Here is a 22,089-nt window from a genome sequence, read left to right as displayed (position 1 = left end):
CCGATCCGAAGAAGACTCATGATGTCGCTGTGCTCGGGTGGTGGTACGGGAAGAACTACGGTTCGATCCTGACCTACTACGGATTGAATCGAGCGATTGAGAGTCTTGGGCGTTCGGTGTTGATGGTGCATGAGCCGTTGGGTTACAACGGTTTCCGTGTGTCGTGGCCCGATGACATTTTGTCGATGCAGTTTGCGCGCAGGGTGGGTTACGAGTACACGGAGCAGGTGCACTACTCGGAGTTGCACAAGCTCAACGATGTTGCGCGGACCTTTGTGGTCGGTAGTGACCAGTTGTGGAACCCGCTGATTGGTCGCGTGAACGATGACTTGTTCTTGGACTTTGTCAGCGAGGACAACAACCGGGTGGCGTATGCCACGTCGTTTGGTAACCGTGGGGTGGATAAGTTCAAGCCGCCGTTCATTGTGAAGCACGCGGATAACCTGCAGCAGTTCAAGGCGATTTCGGTGCGTGAGCAGTACGCGATCGAGACGGCGCGTGAGGTGTTTGGCGCGAAGGCGACGCTGGTGGTGGACCCGGTGTTCTTGCTGCCCAAGGAGCACTACAGCGAGCTTGCTGACAAGGCGACGGTGTCGTTTGAGGGTGACTACCTTGCGGTGTTCTTCCTGGACCCGAATGAGGGCAAGCGCGACACGGCGTTGGCGATTGCCGACAAGTTGGGCGTGAAGAAGATCGTCGTCATCCCTAACCCTGATGGTGGTCGTGAGGCTGTGACGGCCCTGTTCGAGGGTGAGCCTCGTGCCGAGGTCTTGGCCGAGGATGCGCCGGAGAACTTCCTGCGTGCCTACCGTGATTCGGCGTATGTCGTGACGGACAGTTTCCACGGGTCGGCGTTTGCGACGATCTTTGAGAAGCCTTTCTCGTCGATCTACAACACGAAGCGTGGTGCGGATCGGTTCAAGAACCTGATGTCGTCGTTGGGCTTTGACGAGACTCGTCGGGTGTTTGAGTCTGACGATGCTGCGAAGATTGATGCGAACGCGAATGTGACGCGTGAGATTGATTTCACGAAGGCGCGTGAGTACATCGAGAAGGGTCGGGCTACGTCGCTGACGTGGTTGGAGTCGGCGTTGGATCCTGAGAAGAAGGACTCCGCCGCACTCGCCCCCCGCCAGCGCTTCGAGGTGCGTCAGCCTGCCTTCTCCTCGAACAATTCCGCGTGGCGAATCTCGTCCTCCTCGCGCAGCACGCGTCTCAGGGTTGCTCGCGGCGGTTCCGTGACCGGGAACCTCGCGTTCACGGACTTCCCCGAGCCGCTCAAGTCCGGCTCGGCGTATCAGCTGACGATTGACTGGGCCCCTCGAAGCAAGGGCGCCGCGGTCAACGTGCACCTGCGCAACCCGAAGACGGGCCAGTTCAAGGTCATCGGCAAGGCTTCGACGAGCGACAACTCGCGCAAGTGGCGCACCGACGAGTTTCGCTTCCGCGTGACGGACCCCAGCCTCACCCAGGTGATGTTCGGTGCGTTGCACTTCACCGGATGGAACGCCGGTGCCGAGATTCGTGGTTTCCAGGTCGCCGAGATTCCCGTCTCGGTGCTCAAGGCCACCCCGGCCAAGAAGCCTGGCGCCCCCGCAGGCGGGTTCTCGGCCCAGGCCAAGGAACTCGCGCTCAAGGATCACGAGCGACAGGTCCGATCTTTCGCCCACGCTCGATCGGCGGATGGCGTTTCCGGTGCTCGTGCGCGCATGATCTTTCATGCTCACGCCATCGAGAAGGGTCTCAGCCGCAGCGACCTTCGCCCCGGTTTCGGCAGGATCGCCGTCCCCGGCCTTGCGAAGGAGATGAACGCGTGGCTCGCCGCCGGCCTGAGTTTGGATGACAGCTTCCTGCAGAGTTCCGCGGCAGTGATGAAGAGCTACTTTGCGCGCAATGCTGCTCTCAACACTGACGTGTCGCACTTCAGGGAGCTCTTCTCCGAGGCCTCCCAGAACCTCATCGATACGTGCACGCATCAAGAGGGTGGCGCGTTGCCGGCGGACAGCATCCGCGAACTGACGGACGACGCTGGAGACGGCCGCACCTTCATGGACGTGGTGTACGGCCGCCGCAGTGTTCGCGAGTTTACGAGCGACCCCGTGTCTGACGCGGATATTTCCCGAGCCGTGCAGATCGCGATGCAGGCACCCTCGGTGTGCAACCGCCAGGGAGCCAGGGTTCACCAGTTCGAGGACCCACGCATCATCAAGCAGGTCCTCGACATTCAGGGCGGTTTCAGCGGGTACGAGATGCCTCCGCGACTGCTGCTTGTGTCGGCGGACCTCGACGCCTTCCTCTTCGCCCCCGAGCGCAACCAGCCGTTCATCGATGGCGGCCTGTTCATGATGTCTCTGCTCCTCGGCCTGACCCAGGTGGGCCTCGGGTCGTGCTCGCTGAACACGGCGATGGGAACCAAGAAGGAGACGGCGATCCGCAAGATCATCGACATCCCCGAGCACGAGGTATTCATCGCTTTCATCGCCGTGGGCCACTACGACCAGCAGGTGCTCGTACCGAGGTCCAAGCGGACCGAACTTGAGCACGTGCTGCAGCGCCACTCGAAGGGCTAAACCTCCGGCGAGGTGTCGTCGCGCGAGACGCGATAGGTCAGGTTCTCGGCTTTGCGGCGCACAGCGCAAAGCCGAGAACTCGCCGACGTCGCGCCCAGGCTGACGGCGCCACACGCGTATCCTTGCCGGACGCGCCCCCATTCCAAAGCGACGTCGCGGTAGAAGGGGAACGTGCGCTCACGGGGGTGAAGGCATGGTCGACGAATCGCGATCGTCTCGCGACATTATCGACGGCGTATTCGAGGACTTTGATGGGCAGCGCTTCCTCTTCGATGCGTCGTCGCTTCCTTCCGCCACATATGTGAAACAGCCCCTCGATGCGTTCGCCGTCAGCAATCCGGAGCACCACGATGTCGGTGATTCCTTTGTATGGATGCCCAAGCGGAACGCGGCCAAGATCGCATCGATGTTGAGCTTCGAGGTCATGGGGGCAAGCCCGCACGCGCGCATTCTGATCATGCGCACTCCTCAGGCGGGACAGCAAGAAATTTGCCTCAAGGGCCCGCACGCCCGACTGTTGTCGTTGTCGGCCTCGCGGATGAAGTATCGGGCGCTACTGTCCGGTACGTCGAGTCTGATCATCGGATCGCGGACCTTCATCGGTGGGGCGCGCATCCTCCTCCGCGACACCGATATGAGCATTGGTGCTGGCGGGCTGTGGTCGGACGAGGTCGTCGTACAGGGCACGGACCAGCACGGGATCATCAGCCTAGAGACTGGCCTGCCTCTCAACGCGGGGCGCAAGACCGTCGACATCGGGCGCCGTGTATGGGTGGGGCGGCGCGCCATGGTGATGAAAGACATCTCCATCGGCGACGGCTCCATCATTGGCGCAGGCGCGGTCGTCGCGAAGTCGGTCCCCGCCGCGTCCGTGGCAGGGGGAAATCCTGCCAAGGTCATCAAGAGCGGCGTCACGTGGACACATTCACCCGACGGGCCCCTGGATTTCGAACTCCCCGACCTCGAGCGACTTCGTGGTGCGGAACTTCCATCCCCGTTGGACGCTCCCCCCACCTGACGCAGCATTCTCGCGTTCGCGCCGTGTCGCGTCTCCGCGTTGACCCCCACCTCTTATGCTTGCCGGACGCTCTGCGTCCCTAGGAGTACCTCATGTATCCACGATCACGCCTCGCAGCCGCGGCCATTCTCGCCCTCACCGCGCCCATGCTTGCCGGTTGTGCGGCGCCCCTGGCGACGGGCACCCCGGGAGCCACCGCAGCATCTGCCGTGCCGACCGCGCTGGCCACCCCGGAGCCCAGCGCCACGCCGGCAGGCGTGACGCCGACTCCGTCCGCCACGCCTGACACCTCGGCCGCGCCATCTGACCCGTCGGCGACTGTTTCGCCGGAGCCCGCGAACGACCCCGACGATGGTGTCGCCACCGATCCTTCGCTGCCGGAGCCCTCTGCGGAGCCTGGCTCCGAGGTCGCCACCGCACCGATGACCTTGACGTCGTGGGGAACTACGGACAGCGCTTTCGAGGCCGCGGCGGTGATCGACGGTGTCGTTGACGAGGGAACGTGCACCATGACGCTGACGCGCCGGGACGTGACGCGCGCCGTCAGCGGACCGTCCGCACGTTCCGCGACGTCGTCGAGTTGTGCGCAGGGGCTCTCCATCCCTCTGGAGGACTTGACGAGCGGCGGCTGGTCGCTCGCGGTGCGATTCGCATCGGACTCCATCACCGGCGTCACCGCGACTCAAGAGGTGCGTGTCCCGTGACGTGGTCGTCCCGTGTGGCGCGCGTGAGCGCCGTCCTGGTTATCCTGCTCGGCGTCTCCGTCGCCTCCCCCGCCGCCCCTGCGCAAGCTGCGAGCAAGTTCGACGCGGGCATGATCATCTCCGACCAACTCTTCTACGACTCGAAGTCCATGACGGCGACGCAAGTCCAGGCATTTCTCGACAAGCAGGTGCCGACGTGCCACCCCGAGAAGGACTCGAATCCCGCCGATGTCACGTGCCTGAAGGACTACCGACAGCGCACCACGAAGAAGTCCGCCGACGCGTTCTGCGACGGGTACGCGGTCAAGACCCAGACCGCGGCGCAAATCATCGATGGTGTCGCTCGCTCCTGCGGGATCAGCCAAAAGGTTCTCCTGGTGATCCTCCAGAAGGAGCAGAGCCTGGTCACCCACGACTGGCCCTCGAGCTTCCGCTACGACAAGGCCATGGGCTACGCATGCCCTGACACGGCGCCCTGCGACACCCAGTACAGCGGCTTCTTCAATCAGGTGTACATGGCGGCGAAGCAGTTCAAGCGTTACCAGGCGAACCCGAACAACTACGGGTATCGCGCGGGCCGCACGAATGTCATTAGTTACTACCCGAACAAGCCCTCGTGCGGGACTGCCAACGTCTACATCGAGAACCAGGCGACCGCCGCGCTCTACATCTACACGCCGTACGTCCCGAATGCTGCCGCTCTCGCGGCCGGACTGGGGAGCGGCAACTCGTGCAGCTCCTACGGCAACCGCAACTTCTTCCTGTTCTACACCAAGTGGTTCGGCCCCACCGAGGGCGTCTCGCTCTACCCACGCCTCGCCGATGCCTACAGCGAGCGTGGCGGTGAAGCGGCGCTCGGTGCGCCGATCGCCGCGCCGGTGTGGGTGGCAGCCAACGGCGGTGGTTGGTATCAGAAAATGGCGAAGGGCACGCTCTACCTCACTCGCTCCGGCATCGACACGTTCCGCACGAAGGGCTACGCGGTCTCGGTGGCCTATGACGCCGCAGGCGGCCCCGGTGGCGCTTGGGGTTGGCCTATCGCCGACACCCGCACTTTCGAGGGCGTGCCACTGGTGGAGTTCCAACGCCTACGCGTCGCGCAGATCGACGGCAAGGCGGTCACCGGGTACCCCTTCACTGACGTCTCCGACAATCGGAACTCTTACGACTACGCGGCGTTGTCCGGACCCATCTTCTGGATGGCCCGAGAGGACATCTCCCAGGGGTGGAAGACCAAGTACGGGTACGAGTTCCGCCGTCGAGCGCCCGTCACGCGCGACGTCATGGCGGCCTTCCTCTACCGCTACGCGGATGGCAAGCCCGCCGGCGGCACCGCGACGTCGTTCACAGACGTACCGAGCACGACGACCTTCCGCAAGGAGATCTTGTGGCTCTCCTCGACGGGTATTTCTCGCGGATGGGAGACGTCGACCGGCACGCAGTACCGCCCAAGTGCGAAGACCACCCGTGAGCAGATGGCTGCCTTCCTCTTCCGCCTCGCAGCGCCGGAGGACTACGTCGCGCCAGCGAAGTCGCCCTTCGTTGACGTGAAGACCTCAAGCACGTTCTATCGGGAGATCTCCTGGCTCGCTTCGCAGGGCATCTCGGAGGGTTGGGAGACCGCGAAGGGTGCCGAGTTCCGACCTGGCCAGGCGATCACTCGCGAGGAGATGGCCGCGTTCCTCCAGCGCCTTGACGCGCTCGGGTAGCGCGTCGAGGCGCGTCGGTGCCGTTTTGCGGACCGTTCACGGGCCCAGGTACGCTGAGTCGCGATTGCGTGCGCACCCGCGCGCCGCGTCAATGATGGGAGAAAACAGATGACGGACGCCGTCGTGGTCGGATCGGGTTTCTTTGGCCTGACGGTGGCCGAAAGGTTGGCCGAGCAGTACGGCGCGAAGGTCCTTGTGCTGGACCGACGCAACCACGTCGGTGGTAACGCGTACAGCGCGCCCGAGCCCGAGACCGGGATCGAGGTTCACCAGTACGGCACGCACCTGTTCCACACGTCGAACGAGCGCGTGTGGGAGTACGTCAACCGCTTCACTGCCTTCACCAACTACGTTCACAAGGTTTACACCACCCACAAGGGTGAGGTGTATCCGATGCCCATCAACCTGGGCACGATCAATCAGTTCTTCCGCTCGGCATACGGACCCGAGGAAGCGAAGGCCGTCATCCGGGAGCAGGCCGCCGAGCTTGGCGGCAAGGAGCCGGAGAACCTCGACGAGCAGGGCGTCAACCTCATCGGCCGCCCGCTGTACGAAGCCTTCATCAAGGGCTACACGCAGAAGCAGTGGCAGACGGACCCCAAGGACCTGCCCGCGTCGGTGATCTCGCGCCTCCCGGTTCGCTACACCTACGACAACCGATACTTCAACGACACGTACGAGGGCCTGCCCGTTGACGGCTACGCCGCCTGGCTCGAGCGCATGGCTGACCACAAGAACATCGAGGTGCGGCTCGAGGCCGACTTCTTCGATGGTGGACACGAGTTCTCGAAGGACAAGATCGTGGGTCAGGTTCCCGTGATCTACACCGGAGCCGTCGATCGCTACTTCGACTACTCCGCCGGTGACCTGTCGTGGCGCACGATCGACTTCGAGCAGGAAGTTCTTCCCGTGGGCGACTTCCAGGGAACGTCGGTCATGAACTATGCGGACGGCGATGCCCCGTACACCCGCATTCTCGAGTTCCGCCACCTGCACCCCGAGCGCGACTACCCGAAGGACAAGACGGTTGTCGTCAAGGAGTACTCGCGCTTCGCTGAGCGTGGCGACGAGCCTTACTACCCCGTGAACACGCCGCAGGACCGTGAGAAGCTCGCCGTGTATCGCGACCTCATGACCGGTGAGAAGGACGTCTTCTTCGGCGGACGCCTGGGGACCTACCAGTACCTCGACATGCACATGGCGATCGGCTCCGCGCTGTCGATGGTCGACAACAAGCTTGATTCTCTTTTCGGGGGCAACGCATGACGGCACAGGCACCTGAGGTAGACGTCGACGAGGCGCAGGAGACGGCGCGCCGCGTGGTGCACCGCGTGGTGCTGCCCGAGGATTCTGACCCCAACACGCTTCCGCTCTACGTCGACTTCACCATGGCTCACGCCGTGGGTCAGGCGGCCGCGCTGTCGCCGCGTGACGCCGGCGCCCAGGTGGAAGGACGCCGGTCGCTGACGCTGAAGGCGGGTGCGTCCGCATCGTTCGCGACGTACTTCAACGCGTTCCCCGCCGCGTATTGGCGACGGTGGACCAACGTCGAGTCGGTGCGCCTCAGCATCCGCCTCTCCGGTGCCGCCTCTGTCGTGGTCCACAAGTCCAACGCGCGTGGAAACGCGCAGCGCATCACCCTCGTCGATTCCGCCGATGGCGTGATCGACGTCGATCTTCCGCTGACCGCGTTCGGTGACGGCGGCTGGTACTGGTTCGACCTGTATGCGGCGACGGACGAGGTGACGCTCCTGAGCGCCGAGTGGAGCGTCGACGCTGCGCCCGCCCGCAAGGATGGCACCACGTCCATCGCCATCACCACCTTCAACCGGCCCGACTATTGCGTGCGCCAGCTCGCCGCGCTCGGTGCGGACACGTCCCTGAGGTCCACCGTCGACCGCATCTACGTGATCGACCAGGGAACCCAGTTGGTGGAGGACGAGGACGGCTACGACGACGCCGCGGCGCTCCTTGGCGACCGGCTCCGAGTGATCCGGCAGGGCAACCTGGGCGGTTCCGGTGGATTCTCGCGAGGCATGAGCGAGACGCTCGAGGCCGGCGAGTCCGACTATGTGCTGCTGCTCGACGACGACATCATCTCGGAGCCCGAGGGCATCCTCCGAGCGGTCGCCTTCGGTGATTACACGCGCACTCCCACCATCGTGGGCGGGCACATGTTCTCGATGTACGAGCGCTCCAGCCTGCACGCGGTGGGAGAGACGGTCAACCGCTACCTCTTCTGGTGGGGTGGCGTCGACGGCGGCGGCGGTCCTCACGACTTCAGCCTGCACCCCTTGCGCAGCACCCCGTGGCTGCACTCCCGCGTCGATGTCGACTACAACGGCTGGTGGATGTGCCTGATCCCGGTCGAGGCACTTCAGCAGGTGGGCCTTTCGCTCCCGATCTTTATCAAGTGGGACGATGCGGAGTATTGCCTTCGTGCCGCGGAGGTGGGCATTCGCACCGTCTCGCTTCCTGGCGCAGCCGTCTGGCACGTGCCGTGGACGGATAAGGACGATGCGATCGACTGGCAGGCCTACTACCACCAGCGCAATCGGTGGGTTGCGGCGCTGCTCCATTCGCCGTACAAGAAGGGCGGCCGCCTCCCGCGGGTGAGTTTCGCCGCGGACGTGAAGCACCTCTTGCAGCTTCAGTACTCCGCCGTAGACCTGCGCCTGCAGGCGCTCGAGGACATCCTCGCGGGTCCCGACCACCTCCACGCCACGATCGGCACCACGCTGCCCGCCGTGCGTCAGCGCCGCGCAGCGTTCCCTGACGCCGTGATCGAGAAGGACGTCTCGAAGGTCCCCGAGACCTACCGTCGTCGTCCGCTGCGCAAGGGCAGGCGACCGCATGCCCCTCACAGTCGCGCGTCCTTCGCGTCCGCGGCCGTTGCGGGCGCCATCCGCCAGTTCCGTCCCGTCCGTGAGGATGCGGCTTCGGTGCCTGAGGAGCGCGTCGCGAGCGCTGCCGCGCGCTGGTGGCGCTTGTCCAACCTCGACTCTGCACTCGTGACGTCGGCAGACGGCTCCGGCGTGTCGATGTACATCCGTGACCCGGAGAAGTTCCGGTCCTACCTGAGCCGGAGCATCGCGCTCCATCGCCGTCTTCGGCAGAAGTGGCCCAAGCTCGCAGCCGAGTATGGCGCGCGCATGCCGGAACTGACGTCGCCCGAGGCGTGGCGTACGACGTTCGCGGAGAACCCGGCCGCCGACACCAAGTAGTCACCACTCCACCGCGAAGAGTTCGCCGGGAAGCAACCCGGTGTTCACTTCGCGGTGGTGTGCTGTGCCCATGGTTCGCGTGGCGTGGGTGGAGTCTCCCCTTCAACTGGTCAACGCGGTCGAGTACGCCTCCGCGTCGGATGATCGGCTCGAGATCTGCCTGCGGGCCGACGTGCCGCACCTCGGCTCGACAGGCAGGGCGGTGGCCATGCATCTTCCCCGACGGGTGACGATGTCGGGACCATGGGCCAGCGCGCTCAGGTCGCCCTTCGCTGCGTCGCGCCGACGACTGGCGGGTGACCTCGCATCGGGACACGTGAGGACCGTGATTGCGGCCACTGGCACTTCCAGTCTCGTCGCGGTCGACGGCGGATCCGGGGTTCTCGCCGTCGTGCGGGAACTGGTCCAGCGCCACCGGCTCCAGCGCCCCGGCGTTCGTGAGTCCATGTTCATGCGCGCGCTTGGCGCGGTCGCAGGTGGCCGCGTGGTCGCCTCTGCCGCCGCAGGCGACCTCGCATTGTTTAGCGGGTACGCCCAGGAGGCGCCGCTGCGGGCGCTTGCTGACATCGGTGCTCAGGTGACCCACCACGACCATGCATGGTTGCGCGGGGTGAAGTGGGACGAGGGACAGCGCCTGGGTGTGCACGTGGCCCTTGGATCGCCGATGGTCGACGATGGGCTGCTTAAGGCTCCGGTGTATGAATCGTGGCTGCGCGGCATCACCCGCGACGGCCCCGTGAGTTATGTGCCGCACCACCGTGAATCTCGGGCGGCAGTGGCCCGGTGGGGACAACTCCCCGGCGTGAGAGTGGTGCGCAGCAGCCTTCCTGGCGAGGTGGCGCTACTCGCCGACCGAGGCGTGCGCACGGTGTCCGCATTGCCGTCCCCAGAGCTGGCGACGCTCGCTTTGCTGCTCGGTCGTGAGGTGGAGTTGAGGGTGACCGACGTGCCCGGGCCGTGGCTCACGTCGCGCGCCGATGCCGTGGCGCGCGCGCTGATGGCGGACATGGCGCCGCGCGCGCTGCGCACCGTGGCTGCGTGACGCGGTTCTTGATGCTGGTCACTGCCTCGTTCAGCGGAGCAGTGGGCGCGGCCTGCTGGGGCCCCTGACGCGCCCTAGCGCGCGTATAGGTCTCGTGCCAGAGCCATCCTGTCGGCCGCGAGTCCCAGCGAGCGCTCGACAAAGTCGTGCGCGACGGCCGGCGGAGCCCATGGCGCAGCGTCGCTGCCACTGACGACAGTCCAGCCAGTACCGACGTCGGTCAGCGACGCGTGCTTGATCCGGTAGTAGTCGTCGCCGCCATCGATGGCGATGCCTCTCGCGCCCTGGGTCGCTGCCAAGAGGTGCGCGTGGAATCGCGTCGAGACCCAGACCTGGTCCTCGCGCGCGGCGAGCCCCTCTTTCCACACCTCGGCGAACGGGAAGAAGCGCACGTCCGACCACTCCTCACGAATCCGGGCGAGCGGCCACGCATCGTCAGGCGCGATCGCCTCGACCACACCCAACTGCTCGCCCTCAAGGCCGGCCTCCCGCAGCGCCTCAAGGCTCCGCGTGAGGATCGAGTCGAGCAGGGTGGGGTCATGGATGTCGCCCTGGAGCAACAGCATGGCTCGAGGTGCGGGCCGGCGGTCGAATCTCGCTCCCGCGGAGGCGAGCGCAAGGAAGGCGTCGTCGGTTCCCTGGGGCACCCCGAATGTCGCCGCCGATGATGCATCGCGGACGTCGACGAATGCGAAGTCGTCGAGCGCCTCGCGCAAGGGAGCAGTATCGGCGTCATCGATCGGCAGCAGCCCGGTGCCGGTCATCACCGCACGCCGTCCACTCCGCCGTACCGCCTCGGATACCAGCGTCGGCAAGAGGAGATTCGCGGGCCAGCGTCCCGCGAGATACCCGCCGCCGATCATGTGAATCAGGTCTGCCGATGCGAGGACCTCAAGGCCCAGGTCCTCGCGGGGCGTGCCGCGCTCAGCGACGAGGCGGCGGGCTTCGGCGTGCGCCGCGGCACGGTCATCACCGTTCGCGCGCTCGGACAGTTGCCACAGCGTGTTGGTGGTGCGCAGGCCCCCGTGGATGCCCGCGAAGAGGATGCTTGCCCGTCCGGGCTGGGGGCAATCGAGCCACACCGTGGCTTCCGGGCGTGTGCGAGCAAGGAACCGTAGCCAGCCCTCGGTGATGACCTCATCGCCGTAGTTAGGGTGACCCGCCGTGCTGACCACGTAGATCTCGGATTCCATGGGGCTCCTTCGACATTTGGCCCCCCGCGGAGCAACCGTAGCAACGTTACGCTCCGCGCGGCTCACTTGAAACCTACGGTGCCGTAGCCTACGCTTGCGTAAGTTACGAGCGCGGCCCCCTGCCTACCCGGCGGGAAGGCCGCGCCGAGGCGAAGGAGGCACGCGTGACCGCTGGAGGACCCCTCTCGACGGAAGGCCTGGTGCAACTGCTCACCCCGGCCGGCGAGCGCATCGGCCACGAGCAGTTCGACCCCCACACGGCCCACCTGACGCCGGACGATCTCCGGGCGTTTTGGCGGGACATGACACTCACGCGCGCGTTCGACATGGAGGCCACCAGCCTCCAGCGTCAGGGCGAGCTGGGCCTGTGGGTGCAGTCGTGGGGCCAGGAGGGCGCGCAGATCGGCTCCGGCCACGCGCTGAACGGCCAGGACTGGGTGTTCCCCAGCTACCGCGAGCACGGCGTCGCGCTTACCCGCGAGGTCGACCTCGTCGAGGTGCTGCGCATCTTCCGCGGTCTTCAGCACGGCGCCTGGGACCCCGCCGACCACCGCTTCCACCTCTACACCCTCGTCATCGGATCGCACGCCCTGCACGCGACCGGGTACGCGATGGGCATGGCCAAGGACGGCATGGTCGCCACCGGCGACCCCGAGCGTGACGGTGCCGTGGTCGCCTACTTCGGCGACGGCGCCACTAGCCAGGGCGACGTCGCCGAGGCGCTCACGTTCGCCTCCGTGTACGACGCCCCCATCGTCTTCTTCGTCCAGAACAACCAGTACGCCATCTCCGAGCAGGCGACGCGCCAGAGTCGCGTGCCGATCGCCGACCGCGGCAAGGGCGTGGGTATCCCGTCCGTGCGCGTGGACGGCAACGACGTCCTCGCCTCCCACGCCGTCACCCGGTGGGCGCTCGAGCACGCGCGCAGCGGCGCCGGCCCCGTCCTCATCGAGGCGTTCACCTATCGCCGCGGCGCCCACACCACGTCCGATGACCCCACCCGCTACCGCTCGAAGGCCGAGGAGCAGCTGTGGGCGGAGCGCGACCCCATCGCGCGCCTCGAGGCCTACCTCACGGCCGCGGGCGAGCTGTCCGACGACTACCGCACCGGCGTGGACGCCGAGGCGAAGGCGCTGTGCGAGCGCACCCGCGCCACCGTGCGCGGCTGGACCCGCGCCGATACCCGCGGGATGTTTGACCATGTCTATGCCGAGCCGCACGCCCTCGTGGACGCGGAGCGGTCCTGGTTCGAGCGCTACGAGCGCTCGTTCGCCGACACGGAGGTGCCCCGATGACGACCCTTGACGAGAGGCCGGCCACCGCATCGGCCGCCGCCGAGCAGCGCCCGGCGCGCACCACGCTCACCATGGCGGGAGCCATCAATGCCGGACTGCGCGCGGCGATGGAGCGCGACGACAAGGTGCTGCTCATGGGCGAGGACATCGGCGCGCTGGGCGGCGTGTTCCGCGTCACCGACGGCCTGCACAAGGACTTCGGCGACGACCGTGTCATGGATACCCCGCTCGCCGAGTCGGGGATCGTCGGCACGGCCATCGGCATGGCGATGCGCGGCTACCGTCCCGTGATCGAGATCCAGTTCGACGGCTTCATCTTCCCCGCGTACGACCAGATCACGACGCAGCTGGCCAAGATGCACTACCGCTCCGGCGGCGCCATCCAGCTTCCCGTGGTGATCCGCGTTCCCTACGCCGGCGGCATCGGTGCCATCGAGCACCACTCCGAGAGCCCCGAGGCGCTGTTCGCGCACACCCCCGGCCTGCGCATCATCACGCCCGCGACGCCGCAGGACGGCTTCGACATGATCCAGCAGGCGATCGCCTCGCCCGACCCGGTGCTGTTCTTCGAGCCCAAGGCTCGTTACTGGGACAAGGGAGAGGTGGACCACGGGCGCGTGGAGGCGCAGCTGGGCGGGATCGGCGGCGCGTCGGCCGGCACCGCGGAGATGTCCCGGGCCCGCGTGGCGCGCGAGGGGTCCGACGTGACCCTCGTCGCCTACGGCCCCACGGTGAGGCTCGCGCTGCAGAGCGCGGAGGCGGCCTCCCAGGCCGGGATCGACGCCGAGGTCATCGACCTTCGTTCGATCTCCCCGCTCGACTCCGACACCGTCGTGAAGTCGGCGCGCAAGACCGGCCGCGTGGTGGTCATCCACGAGGCGCCCACGTCGTTCGGCGCCGGCGCCGAGTTGAGCAGCCGCGTCCACGAGCAGGCCTTCTTCCACCTTCACGCGCCAGTGCTCCGCGTGGGCGGATTCCACACCCCCTACCCTGGGGCCGTTCACGAGCACGACTACCTGCCCAGCCTCGATCGCGTCATGGACGCCGTCGACCGGGTCATGGCTCACTGAGGGGAACCACGATGCCGAGCTTCCAGCGCTTCAACCTGCCCGATGCTGGCGAGGGCCTCACCGAGGCCGACATCGTCACCTGGTCCGTGGCGGTCGGCGACACCGTCGAGGTGAACCAGCCCATCGTGGAGATCGAGACGGCAAAGTCGCTCGTCGAGCTCCCGAGCCCCTACTCCGGGGTCGTGACGCAGCTACTCGTGGCGGAGGGTGACACCGTCGAGGTGGGCGCCCCCATCCTCGAGGTGGACGTCGACCCCGACGGCGAGCCGGCCGCCCCCAGCGAGCCCGTGCAGGTGGCCGATGCGGTGGCCGAGCCCGCCGCCGCGTCGCCTTCCGCCGTGGCCGCGCCCGTGGCCCCTTCGCAGGCGACCCCCGTTCCCGAGCCGGCCCCGGCATCGGCCGAGAGCGAGGGCTCCGGAGCTGTCCTGGTGGGCTACGGCGTCAAGGCAGGAAACGCCACCCGGCGCGAGCGCCGCGAGGGCTCGCTCGACCCCATCGGCGGCGCTGAGGCGGCGGGCCAGTACCCCGTGCTCGCGAAGCCGCCGGTGCGCAAGCTCGCCAAGGAGCTGGGCGTCGACCTCACCACCATCACGCCGTCGGGACCCGGCGGCCTGGTGACGCGTGAGGACGTGGAGCAGCAGGTCAAGGCCACCGCGGCCCAGACCCTCGCGACCTACCCCGAGGACGACCAGCCGTGGCTCGCGTCCGGCACCACCACCCGCGACGGCCGCTCCACGCGCGTTCCCGTCAAGTCGGTGCGCAAGCGCACCGCCGAGGCGATGGTGCAGTCGGCCTTCACCGCCCCGCACGTTACCGAGTTCCTCACCGTCGACGTCACCGAGACCATGAACCTCGTCGCGCGCCTCAAGCAGGACCGCGACTTCGCCGACGTCCGCGTCACGCCGCTGCTCATCGTGGCCAAGGCGCTGCTGCTTGCCGTGCGCCGCCACCCGGAGGTCAACGCCGCCTGGGACGAGCAGGCCCAGGAGATCGTCTATAAGCACTACGTGAACCTGGGCATCGCTGCCTCGACGCCGCGCGGCCTGGTGGTGCCCAACATCAAGGACGCGCACCGCCTGCCGCTGCACGCCCTCGCGCTCGAGCTTCAGGACCTCACCGCGGAGGCGCGCAATGGTTCCACGTCGCCGCGCGCGATGAGCGACGGCACCATCACCATCACGAACGTGGGTGCGCTCGGCATCGACACGGGAACGCCCATCCTCAACCCGGGGGAGGCGGCGATCCTCGCGTTCGGGTCGATTCGTCAGCAGCCGTGGGTGCACGAGGGAGAGATCGCGGTGCGCTGGGTCACGCAGCTCGCGCTCAGCTTCGACCACCGCCTGGTGGACGGCGAGCTGGGCGCCCGCGTACTCGCCGATGTGGGCCGCGTCATGAACGACCCGAGCCAGGGCCTGGTCTGGGCGTAAGCCTCGGGGCCTAGCCCCACGCCACCTCGACGGGGAGGCCGACGAACTCCGCGTACGGAGCGAAGGCCTCCTCGGCGGCCGCGCGCTCGCGGGAGGTGAGGCGCGTCAGCGGCGCCGCCTCGACCACGCACCGCTTGGCCTTGAGCGTGCGCTTCCAGGTGCCCGCGACTCGGCCGTCTCGCACCAGGGTGGCGCGGAAGACGCCGTTGGAGCCCGGCACCACGGCGTCGAGGTGGCCGTCGGCGAGGAACGCGGAGCGGTCGCCGTAGCCCAGCATGTATTCGTCGAAGCCGGGCGGGGCGAGCCACCCCTCGACAGGGTCGACGCCCGCGCGCGCGGCCGCGGCGGCATCGGCGCTCGCGAGAAGTGTGCCCGCCTCCGTGGCGACCTCCTCGATCGTGTCTCCGGCCCCGGCGACTCCCGCACGGCAGTCCCGGATGCCGAGCCCTGTCCACCGGGCGAGGTCCGCGACAGTGACCGGCCCGTGCGAGCGCACGTAACGCAGCGCGATCTCCGCCGGCGCTTCCTCCCGCGAGAGCTCGCGCTGGTCCGGCGCCCACTCGCGCAGCAGCGCGAAGGTCTGCTCCTTGCCGACGTTCGGCGCGATGCAGGTCAGCCCCACCTGCGACGCGTACCAGAGCAGGTGGTAGCCCACCTGTCCCGGCGTCTCGACGCCCGCCGCCTCGATGGCGGCGAGGCACTGCGCCCGGGTGAGCCTGCCGCCCCCGGCGAGCGCCTCCTCGAGGGCGGCGTTCGCGCGGGTCACGGTGTCCTCGTCGATCCCCAGGAAGGCGCGGCGGCGTGCGGCGTCGCGCAGCGGCTTGGCGCCCATGAGGTCGAGCATCCACGCCGCATCCCGGGCAGGAACCAGGTGCACAGTGCCGCGCATGGGCCAGGTGCGCAGCGCCTCGCGGTTCTCGAGGGCCTCCTCGACCCGCGCCTGGGTGACGGGACCGCCACCGCTTCCTGGTGCATCGGCCAGCCCCAGGCGAATGCCGAGCGACCACAGGCCGCTCGCCAGGTCCTGCGCCTGCATGGCGCCGAGGTGGGTGACGATCTCACCGACTGTGCCGGGGCTGCCGCCCGTGAGCAGGAGGGCCCGCATGCGCAGCGACTGGACCTCGACCGTGGTGAGCATGGCCACCACGCTAGCCTCGGGGACGGACATCACGGGGAGCGAACCCCCGGGGCCACGGGAGGCGCGATGGGGCTGGACGACTGGGCGGCGGGCGACCGCGCGGACCTCGCCGCGGTGGCGGAGGAGGCGCGCCGCTGGGCCGACTCCGCGAGCGACTCGCCCCTGTACCGGGCCTTCGCGCTCGCCATCGCCGACGACCCGGCGCTGCTCGCGGTGCTGGGGCGCATCCCCGGCGTGCCGCCCATGAACCTCCTGCTGGGCGCGGTGAAGCTGCACCTCACGGCGGCCGATGCGCTCGCGGCCTGGTACCCGCATCTCACCCAGGAGCCCCGGCGCCCGGGCCCCGAGGCCTGCGAGGCGCTGCGTGCCTACGTCCTTGACCGCGCCGATGCGCTCGTGGCCGAGGCGAGCGCGCGACGCACCCAGACCAACGAGGTGGGACGCGCCGCGGTGCTGCTGCCATGGGTCGTGGCGTTTGCCAGGGACGAGCCCGTCCACGCCGTGGACCTCGGCGCGTCTGCGGGCCTCAACCTGTGCCTGGATCGCTTCGCCTATCGCTATCCCACAGCGGGACCCGATGGCGTGCGCGAGACCCGGCTCGGCTCGTCGTCCGTGGAGCTGGTGTGCGAGTGGCGAGGTGAGGGGCCGCCGGTGAGTGCCATCCCGATGCTCGCAAGCCGCACCGGCATCGACCTCAGCCCTGTCGATGCCACCGATCCCGACGCCGCCGCGTGGCTCGAGGCGCTCGTGTGGCCCGAGCACACCGACAGGCTCGCGCGGCTGCGCGCCGCCATCGAGATTCGCCGCGGCGTCGACGTCACCATGGTCGCCGGGGACGCGGCACGGACGCTCGCCCAGGTGGACGCGCGGCTCGCCCCCGGACCGATGGTGATCTGGCACACCATCGCGCTCTACCAGGCCCCCGCGCGCGTCAACGCGGCCATCGACGCCGCCGTCGAGGCCATCGCCCGGCATCGGCCGGTCCTGAGGGTCGGGATGGAGCCGGTCAGCGGCCTCCCTCACTCCCAGGTGAGGGTCGGCAGTTCCTTCGATCGCGGCCGCACCGCCGCCACCGCGCACGCGCACGGGAGGTGGGTCGCGCCCGCGTACCCTTGACGCATGTCCGTTGACGCCCTCGTCACGATGACGGGCGCCCTCCGCGACGTCTTCCTCGGCCTCACGGCCGGCGCGCTCGTGGTCCTCGCCGCCGTGATCCCCCCGCGCCACCCCGCAGCCGAACGCGCATCGCTCGTCGCGCGCGTCTCGTCGGGCCTGTGGGCGCTGTCCGCCGTCGCCTACATCTTCGTGTCCTACGCCTACATCAGGAACGACGGGGTCGAGGCCGAGCGGTTCGTCGAGGAGGTGTGGTCCTTCGCGACCACCATCGACCTGGGCAAGGCCTACCTGCAGATGGCCGTCGCCGCCATCGTCGTCTCCGTCCTCGCCGGGCTGGTGCGCAGGCCGGCTGCCGCCGCCTGGACGCTCGTGCCGGTCGTGTGGGCGCTCGGCTGGCAGGCGCAGACTGGCCACGCCGCCGGGGCCAGCGACCACCACCTCGCCACGTCGGCGATGTTCCTCCACCTCGCGGGCTCCGCGCTGTGGATGGGAGTGCTCGGCACCCTGTTCCTGATGCGCGGGCCGCTCGGCCTCGAGGCCAAGACCGCCGTGCGTCGCGGGTCGCGGATCATGATCTGGGCGGCGATCGTGCTCATCGTGTCCGGCATCGCCAATGCGTACATCCGCATGGAGGGGCCCGCCGACCTCGTCACCACCACGTACGGGTGGCTGCTACTGCTCAAGATCGCCCTCATGACGCTCGCTATCGTGCTCGCCGCGTGGCACCGGCGCTCCGCTCTGCCGCGCCTGAGCGAGCAGCAGGTGCGCGACAGGTTCTGGCGCGTCATGGCCGTCGACGTCGCTGCCATCGTCGCCGTCATCGTCATCGCGGCGGTGCTGTCCGGCACCGCGCCGCCCCTGCCCATCGTGGCCCTCGAGGACCCGAGCCCCGCCTACTACCTCACGGGCTACGAGCTGCCGCCCGCGCCGTCGTTCCTCAACTGGATCGTGCTGTGGCGCCTCGAGATCATCACCGCCTTCGCCTGTGCCGCTGCCGCGGCCGTCTACCTGCGGTGGGTGGTGCGCCTGCGCCGCCGCGGCGACAGCTGGCCCTGGTACCGCACCGCGTGCTTCATGGTGGGCATCGCGACCATGGTCTGGATCACCCAGGGCGCCCCCATGATCTACGGAATGGTGACGTTCTCCGGCCACATGGTGGAGCACATGATGATCGTGATGCTCGCACCCCTGCCGCTGACCTTCGGCGCTCCCATCACGCTCGCGCTGCGGGCGCTTCCACCGCGCACCGACGGCTCCCGGGGGCCGCGCGAATGGGTGCGCGCCATCGTCGAGTCGCGCTTCATGGGTTTCCTGTCCAACCCCGTCGTGGCCGCGGTCAACTTCGCCGGCTCGCTGTTCATCTTCTACTACTCGCCGCTGTTCGAGTTCGCGCTGCGCAACCACGTGGGCCACCTGGGGATGATCGTCCACTTCACCCTCGCGGGCTACCTGTTCGCGAACGCCCTCGTGGGCATCGACCCCGGCCCCAAGCGGCCCGGCTATCCGCTGCGCGTGGTGCTACTGTTCGCGACGATGGCGTTCCACGCGTTCTTCGGCGTCTCCCTGCTGAGCTCCGAGGTGCTGCTCGCCCCCACCTGGTTTGGGCTCATGGGCCGCACCTGGGGGCCCGATGCGATCTCCGACCAGCAGTACGGCGCCCAGATCGCGTGGGGCCTGGGCGAGCTGCCCGTCCTCGCGCTCGCGATCGGCGTCATCGTGGCCTGGCGCATCGCGGACGACAAGGAAAGCCGACGCAAGGATCGTCAGGCCGAGCGCGACGACGACGCCGAGCTTAAGGCGTACAACGCGATGCTCGCGCAGGCCGCCGAGAACGACCAACGGTTGGGTTGAGTTTCCACAGATTTCATCCACAGGGGTGTGAAGGAACGGTAAACGCGCACCAACAGCTGTGGATAAACCTGGGGGAAACCGGTGGACAAAAAAGGGGCCCCTCGCCGGGTTGCGCCGCGCCCCGCGGGGGAGTACGACTAGTCGCATCGAAACTCCGGCGCAGGCGATGCGTGGCGGCCCTCGCGAGGGGGCGAGAGCCGATCTGGACTGACGGGGGCGACCCGCCGCAAGGCGGAAACCCCTGGTAGATCGAAAGATGGCGAGCATCGTCAGAGCTGGGGTGACGGGCGATCAGGACAACGGGAGACCACGGAAACCGCCGCCGCACCGGCGTCGGGATCCGCCACTGCGGGTGACGTCGCAGGGCCTCGCGGACCCGGTCGTCGGTCGAGAGGTCGTCTGTCCACAGTGGCGGCGAAGCCGGAGCGTCAATCACGGCCGTCGCGCGGGGGAGTTTTCCCCAGGCGCGTAAACTCTCGGTCCACGGCAAGGCCCCCCGGACCCGAATTCCGGGGGGCCTTCGCCTTGCGTGGACCACCCCGCGGGGAGGCCGGCATCCACGCTAGGCGGCGCCGGCATCGGCCCTCCGTACCGACACGCCCTCATTCACCTGTGAGCCGCCGCGGCGTACCGTGGGCGCGTGGACAGCAACCGAGATGACGACGTGGTGCGGGCCGATGCGCAGGCCCCCACCGAGGTCATGGAGCCTGCCGATGCGGATGCCGAGGCTCCCGACGATCCCGCTCTCGGCTCGCCCGGCGCGCAGCCCCAGTCGCGGCTCGGCATCGCGGCCTTCGTCACGGGCGCGCTCGGGGTGTGGGTCGCGGCGATCCCCCTAGGTCACCTGGGGATGAACGCGGCGCGGCGCGGCCGCGAAGAGACGCGGTCCTTCGCGATGGCGGGCACGATCCTCGGTTACCTGGGCCTCGCGCTGACGGCCGTCCTGGTGTGGTTCCTGGTGCGCGGCCCGCAGCCGGAGACGGTCGATGCGTACGCCCACCACGACGTGGTGGAGGTGGGCAACGCCGTCGGCGCCGCGCTCGCGGCCCAGGGCGACCTGCCGGCGGTCGAGGTCGCCGGCGAGGGCTACGCGGTGGGCGACGCGTCCTTGGCCGGAGCGCTCGACACTCAGCGGACCGTGACGCTCACGGAAGTGGGTGACGACGGCTGGTGCCTGGAGCTCGACTACGTGGGTGGAAACGCCGGGTCGTGGTCCTTCGACTCCGCGCAGGGAGTGACCGAGGGCGGGACCTGCGCCGCCGCGTAGAGAGACCTGACATGGGAGGAGCCCCGGGCCGTCATCGGCCCGGGGCTCCTCCCATGTCGGACGGGGTCAGCCGGCGAGCGTCGACCCGTCGCCGAGCGTGCGGGCGTCACCCTCGTCCGCGAGCAACGCATCGCCCGTGACGGTGACATTCGCGCCGAAGGTCCAGTCGCCCTTCACCGTGAGCGAGGAGGCGTCCTTGAGCGACGGCGCGCCGTGCGGGAAGCGCGCGCCGAACTTCGCCATCGTCTTGAAGTGCTTCGAGTCGAGGTCGATCAGCGGGGCCGTCTCGACCGCGAGGCGCAGGCCCGCATCGTCGCCCAGCTCGTAGGCGTCCGAGCGCAGCAGCAGCAGGTCGTTGGTGGTCTTGACCGGCAGGAAGCGCTCGCGGCCCACGACGATGGCGGTGGCGCCCTCGAAGACCTCGATGGCGGCGCCCATGGCGGACTCGAGCTGGTAGACCTTGGGCGAGTTGCCGTCGGTCGGGTCCACGGTCTTCTCGTTACGGATGAGCGGCAGGCCCAGCACGGCGCCGCGCTCGGTCAGCGCCTTCTTGATCGCGACAAGGTCGAACCACAGGTTGTTGGTGTGGAAGAACGGGTGGCGGAACTCGTCGGTGAAGTAGTCCATCTCCTCCGGCGCGGTCTGCGCGGTGTCGCGCAGGATCAGCTGGCCGTCGGCCTTGCGGATGGCCAGGTGGCCGCCCTTGCGGTCGGCGGGGGTGCGGGGGCACAGCTCGGCGGCGTACGGGGCGCCGGACTGCGCAAACCAGCCGGCGATCTGCGCGTTGGGGACGGCGCCGAGGTTGTCCGAGTTGGACACGCTCGCGTAGAGGAAGCCCGCGTCCAGCAGGGCGTCGAGGACGCCGGAGGACAGCAGGGCCGTGTAGATGTCGCCGTGGCCAGGGGGGCACCATTCGAGGCTGGGGTCGGCGGGCCAGTCGACGGGGGTGAGGTCGTCGACGCGGATCTTGGGCTCGCGATTCTGGAGGAAGTCCAGCGGCAGGCCGTCGACCTCGATGCCCGCGTGCTTGCCGAGCTCGGCAAGCGAGTCGTCCTGGGTGCGGAACGAGTTCATCAGCACCAGCGGCAGGCGGGCGCCGTAGGCCTCGCGAGCGTGCAGCACCTGCGCGGCGATGATGTCGAGGAACGACTTGCCGTCGCGCACCGGCAGCAGCGACTTCGCCTTGTCCATGCCCATCGAGGTGCCCAGGCCGCCGTTGAGCTTGATGACGGCGGTCTTCTGGATGGCGGCCGCGGCAGCCTCCTCGGAGATCTCGACGTCCGCGAGCTTGTCGGGGTCGAGCAGCGGCTCGATGGTCTCCTCGAGGACCAGGCCGGTCGCGCCGGCCTCCAACTCCCCGTAGTAGTGGGTGAAGACGTCGATCGCGGCCGGGGCGACGCCCGCCTCACGCATCTTGTCCTGGGCCTGGGCAAGTCCTTCAGCGCTCATGGCGTTCAGCCTAGCC

General features: G+C 68.3%; 16 protein-coding genes. 13 read left to right on the top strand and 3 right to left on the bottom strand.

Annotation, left to right across the window (positions count from 1 at the left end; translation table 11 throughout):
• The 7 genes from B7K26_RS04800 to B7K26_RS04770 all read left to right on the top strand — a co-directional run.
• The coding region (locus B7K26_RS04800; RefSeq protein ID WP_084077602.1) for a polysaccharide pyruvyl transferase family protein at positions 1–2,570 on the top strand (2,570 nt) is incomplete at its 5' end.
• A gap of 193 nt (positions 2,571–2,763) precedes the next feature.
• Positions 2,764–3,588, top strand: a complete 825-nt coding sequence (locus tag B7K26_RS04795) for an acyltransferase (protein ID WP_084077488.1) — start codon at positions 2,764–2,766, stop codon at positions 3,586–3,588.
• 209 nt (positions 3,589–3,797) lie between these two features.
• Positions 3,798–4,292, top strand: coding sequence for a hypothetical protein (locus B7K26_RS12825; protein WP_143340460.1), 495 nt, complete (start codon positions 3,798–3,800; stop codon positions 4,290–4,292).
• Entirely contained in the window at positions 4,289–6,001 is a 1,713-nt protein-coding gene (locus B7K26_RS04785; RefSeq protein WP_084077486.1) for an S-layer homology domain-containing protein, read from the top strand. Before B7K26_RS12825 ends, B7K26_RS04785 begins: the two co-directional genes overlap by 4 nt.
• A gap of 108 nt (positions 6,002–6,109) precedes the next feature.
• Positions 6,110–7,267, top strand: coding sequence for a UDP-galactopyranose mutase (gene glf / locus B7K26_RS04780; protein ID WP_084077485.1), 1,158 nt, complete (start codon positions 6,110–6,112; stop codon positions 7,265–7,267).
• A complete protein-coding gene (locus B7K26_RS04775) occupies positions 7,264–9,225 on the top strand; it encodes a glycosyltransferase (RefSeq protein WP_084077484.1) in 1,962 nt (653 codons plus the stop codon). The genes glf and B7K26_RS04775 overlap by 4 nt, the downstream gene beginning before the upstream one ends.
• An 88-nt stretch (positions 9,226–9,313) precedes the next feature.
• Positions 9,314–10,267, top strand: coding sequence for a hypothetical protein (locus tag B7K26_RS04770; RefSeq protein WP_143340458.1), 954 nt, complete (start codon positions 9,314–9,316; stop codon positions 10,265–10,267).
• Positions 10,268–10,341: 74 nt separating this feature from the next.
• On the opposite strand, the gene B7K26_RS04765 is transcribed toward B7K26_RS04770, so the two are convergent.
• Positions 10,342–11,460 carry a polysaccharide pyruvyl transferase family protein gene (locus B7K26_RS04765; RefSeq protein ID WP_084077482.1) on the bottom strand — a complete coding sequence of 373 codons (1,119 nt, stop codon included), beginning with the start codon at positions 11,458–11,460 and terminating at the stop codon, positions 10,342–10,344.
• Between the two features lie 164 nt (positions 11,461–11,624).
• Between B7K26_RS04765 and B7K26_RS04760 the strand changes: the two genes are divergently transcribed.
• From B7K26_RS04760 to B7K26_RS04750, 3 genes are read left to right on the top strand one after another with little or no spacing between them, the layout of a single operon-like run.
• On the top strand, positions 11,625–12,755 hold the full coding sequence (locus B7K26_RS04760; protein WP_084077481.1) for a thiamine pyrophosphate-dependent dehydrogenase E1 component subunit alpha: 1,131 nt from the start codon (positions 11,625–11,627) through the stop codon (positions 12,753–12,755).
• The gene (locus tag B7K26_RS04755) at positions 12,752–13,825 is read left to right on the top strand and encodes an alpha-ketoacid dehydrogenase subunit beta (RefSeq protein WP_084077480.1); all 1,074 of its coding nucleotides are present in this window, start codon (positions 12,752–12,754) and stop codon (positions 13,823–13,825) included. Before B7K26_RS04760 ends, B7K26_RS04755 begins: the two co-directional genes overlap by 4 nt.
• 11 nt (positions 13,826–13,836) lie before the next feature.
• Positions 13,837–15,252: a dihydrolipoamide acetyltransferase family protein gene (locus tag B7K26_RS04750; RefSeq protein ID WP_084077479.1), complete on the top strand. Its 1,416-nt coding sequence runs from the start codon at positions 13,837–13,839 to the stop codon at positions 15,250–15,252.
• Positions 15,253–15,262: 10 nt separating this feature from the next.
• Here the strand turns inward: B7K26_RS04750 and B7K26_RS04745 are convergent, their stop codons facing one another.
• Positions 15,263–16,390 (bottom strand): winged helix DNA-binding domain-containing protein, encoded by a 1,128-nt coding sequence (locus B7K26_RS04745; RefSeq protein ID WP_200810950.1) that lies wholly within the window; start codon positions 16,388–16,390, stop codon positions 15,263–15,265.
• Between the two features lie 66 nt (positions 16,391–16,456).
• Here B7K26_RS04745 and B7K26_RS04740 point away from each other — a divergent pair, with 66 nt between their 5' ends.
• The 3 genes from B7K26_RS04740 to B7K26_RS04730 all read left to right on the top strand — a co-directional run bounded on the left by B7K26_RS04740 (position 16,457) and on the right by B7K26_RS04730 (position 20,624).
• The gene (locus B7K26_RS04740; protein ID WP_084077478.1) at positions 16,457–17,506 is read left to right on the top strand and encodes a DUF2332 domain-containing protein; all 1,050 of its coding nucleotides are present in this window, start codon (positions 16,457–16,459) and stop codon (positions 17,504–17,506) included.
• A 3-nt stretch (positions 17,507–17,509) separates the two neighbouring features.
• Positions 17,510–19,357, top strand: coding sequence for a cytochrome c oxidase assembly protein (locus B7K26_RS04735; protein ID WP_084077477.1), 1,848 nt, complete (start codon positions 17,510–17,512; stop codon positions 19,355–19,357).
• 640 nt (positions 19,358–19,997) lie between these two features.
• Entirely contained in the window at positions 19,998–20,624 is a 627-nt protein-coding gene (locus B7K26_RS04730; protein ID WP_143340457.1) for a DUF4190 domain-containing protein, read from the top strand.
• Positions 20,625–20,690: 66 nt separating this feature from the next.
• On the opposite strand, the gene B7K26_RS04725 is transcribed toward B7K26_RS04730, so the two are convergent.
• On the bottom strand, positions 20,691–22,073 hold the full coding sequence (locus B7K26_RS04725; RefSeq protein WP_084077475.1) for a UTP--glucose-1-phosphate uridylyltransferase: 1,383 nt from the start codon (positions 22,071–22,073) through the stop codon (positions 20,691–20,693).
• Between the last annotated feature and the right edge of the window lie 16 nt (positions 22,074–22,089).

The sequence above is a fragment of the Demequina sp. NBRC 110057 genome, assembly GCF_002090175.1.
Lineage (GTDB): Bacteria > Actinomycetota > Actinomycetes > Actinomycetales > Demequinaceae > Demequina.
Note: the sequence above shows the minus strand (reverse complement) of the source record. Positions and strands in the feature narration are given on the sequence as shown.

Excerpts from the sequence above, each read along its gene's own strand:
- B7K26_RS04725 (WP_084077475.1), bottom strand. The coding sequence starts at position 22,073 with ATGAGCGCTGAAGGACTTGCCCAGGCCCAGGACAAGATGCGTGAGGCG.
- glf (WP_084077485.1), top strand. The coding sequence starts at position 6,110 with ATGACGGACGCCGTCGTGGTCGGATCGGGTTTCTTTGGCCTGACGGTG.
- B7K26_RS04745 (WP_200810950.1), bottom strand. The coding sequence starts at position 16,390 with ATGCTCACCACGGTCGAGGTCCAGTCGCTGCGCATGCGGGCCCTCCTG.
- B7K26_RS04795 (WP_084077488.1), top strand. The coding sequence starts at position 2,764 with ATGGTCGACGAATCGCGATCGTCTCGCGACATTATCGACGGCGTATTC.
- B7K26_RS04740 (WP_084077478.1), top strand. The coding sequence starts at position 16,457 with ATGGGGCTGGACGACTGGGCGGCGGGCGACCGCGCGGACCTCGCCGCG.
- B7K26_RS04750 (WP_084077479.1), top strand. The coding sequence starts at position 13,837 with ATGCCGAGCTTCCAGCGCTTCAACCTGCCCGATGCTGGCGAGGGCCTC.
- B7K26_RS04755 (WP_084077480.1), top strand. The coding sequence starts at position 12,752 with ATGACGACCCTTGACGAGAGGCCGGCCACCGCATCGGCCGCCGCCGAG.
- B7K26_RS04765 (WP_084077482.1), bottom strand. The coding sequence starts at position 11,460 with ATGGAATCCGAGATCTACGTGGTCAGCACGGCGGGTCACCCTAACTAC.
- B7K26_RS04775 (WP_084077484.1), top strand. The coding sequence starts at position 7,264 with ATGACGGCACAGGCACCTGAGGTAGACGTCGACGAGGCGCAGGAGACG.
- B7K26_RS04735 (WP_084077477.1), top strand. The coding sequence starts at position 17,510 with ATGTCCGTTGACGCCCTCGTCACGATGACGGGCGCCCTCCGCGACGTC.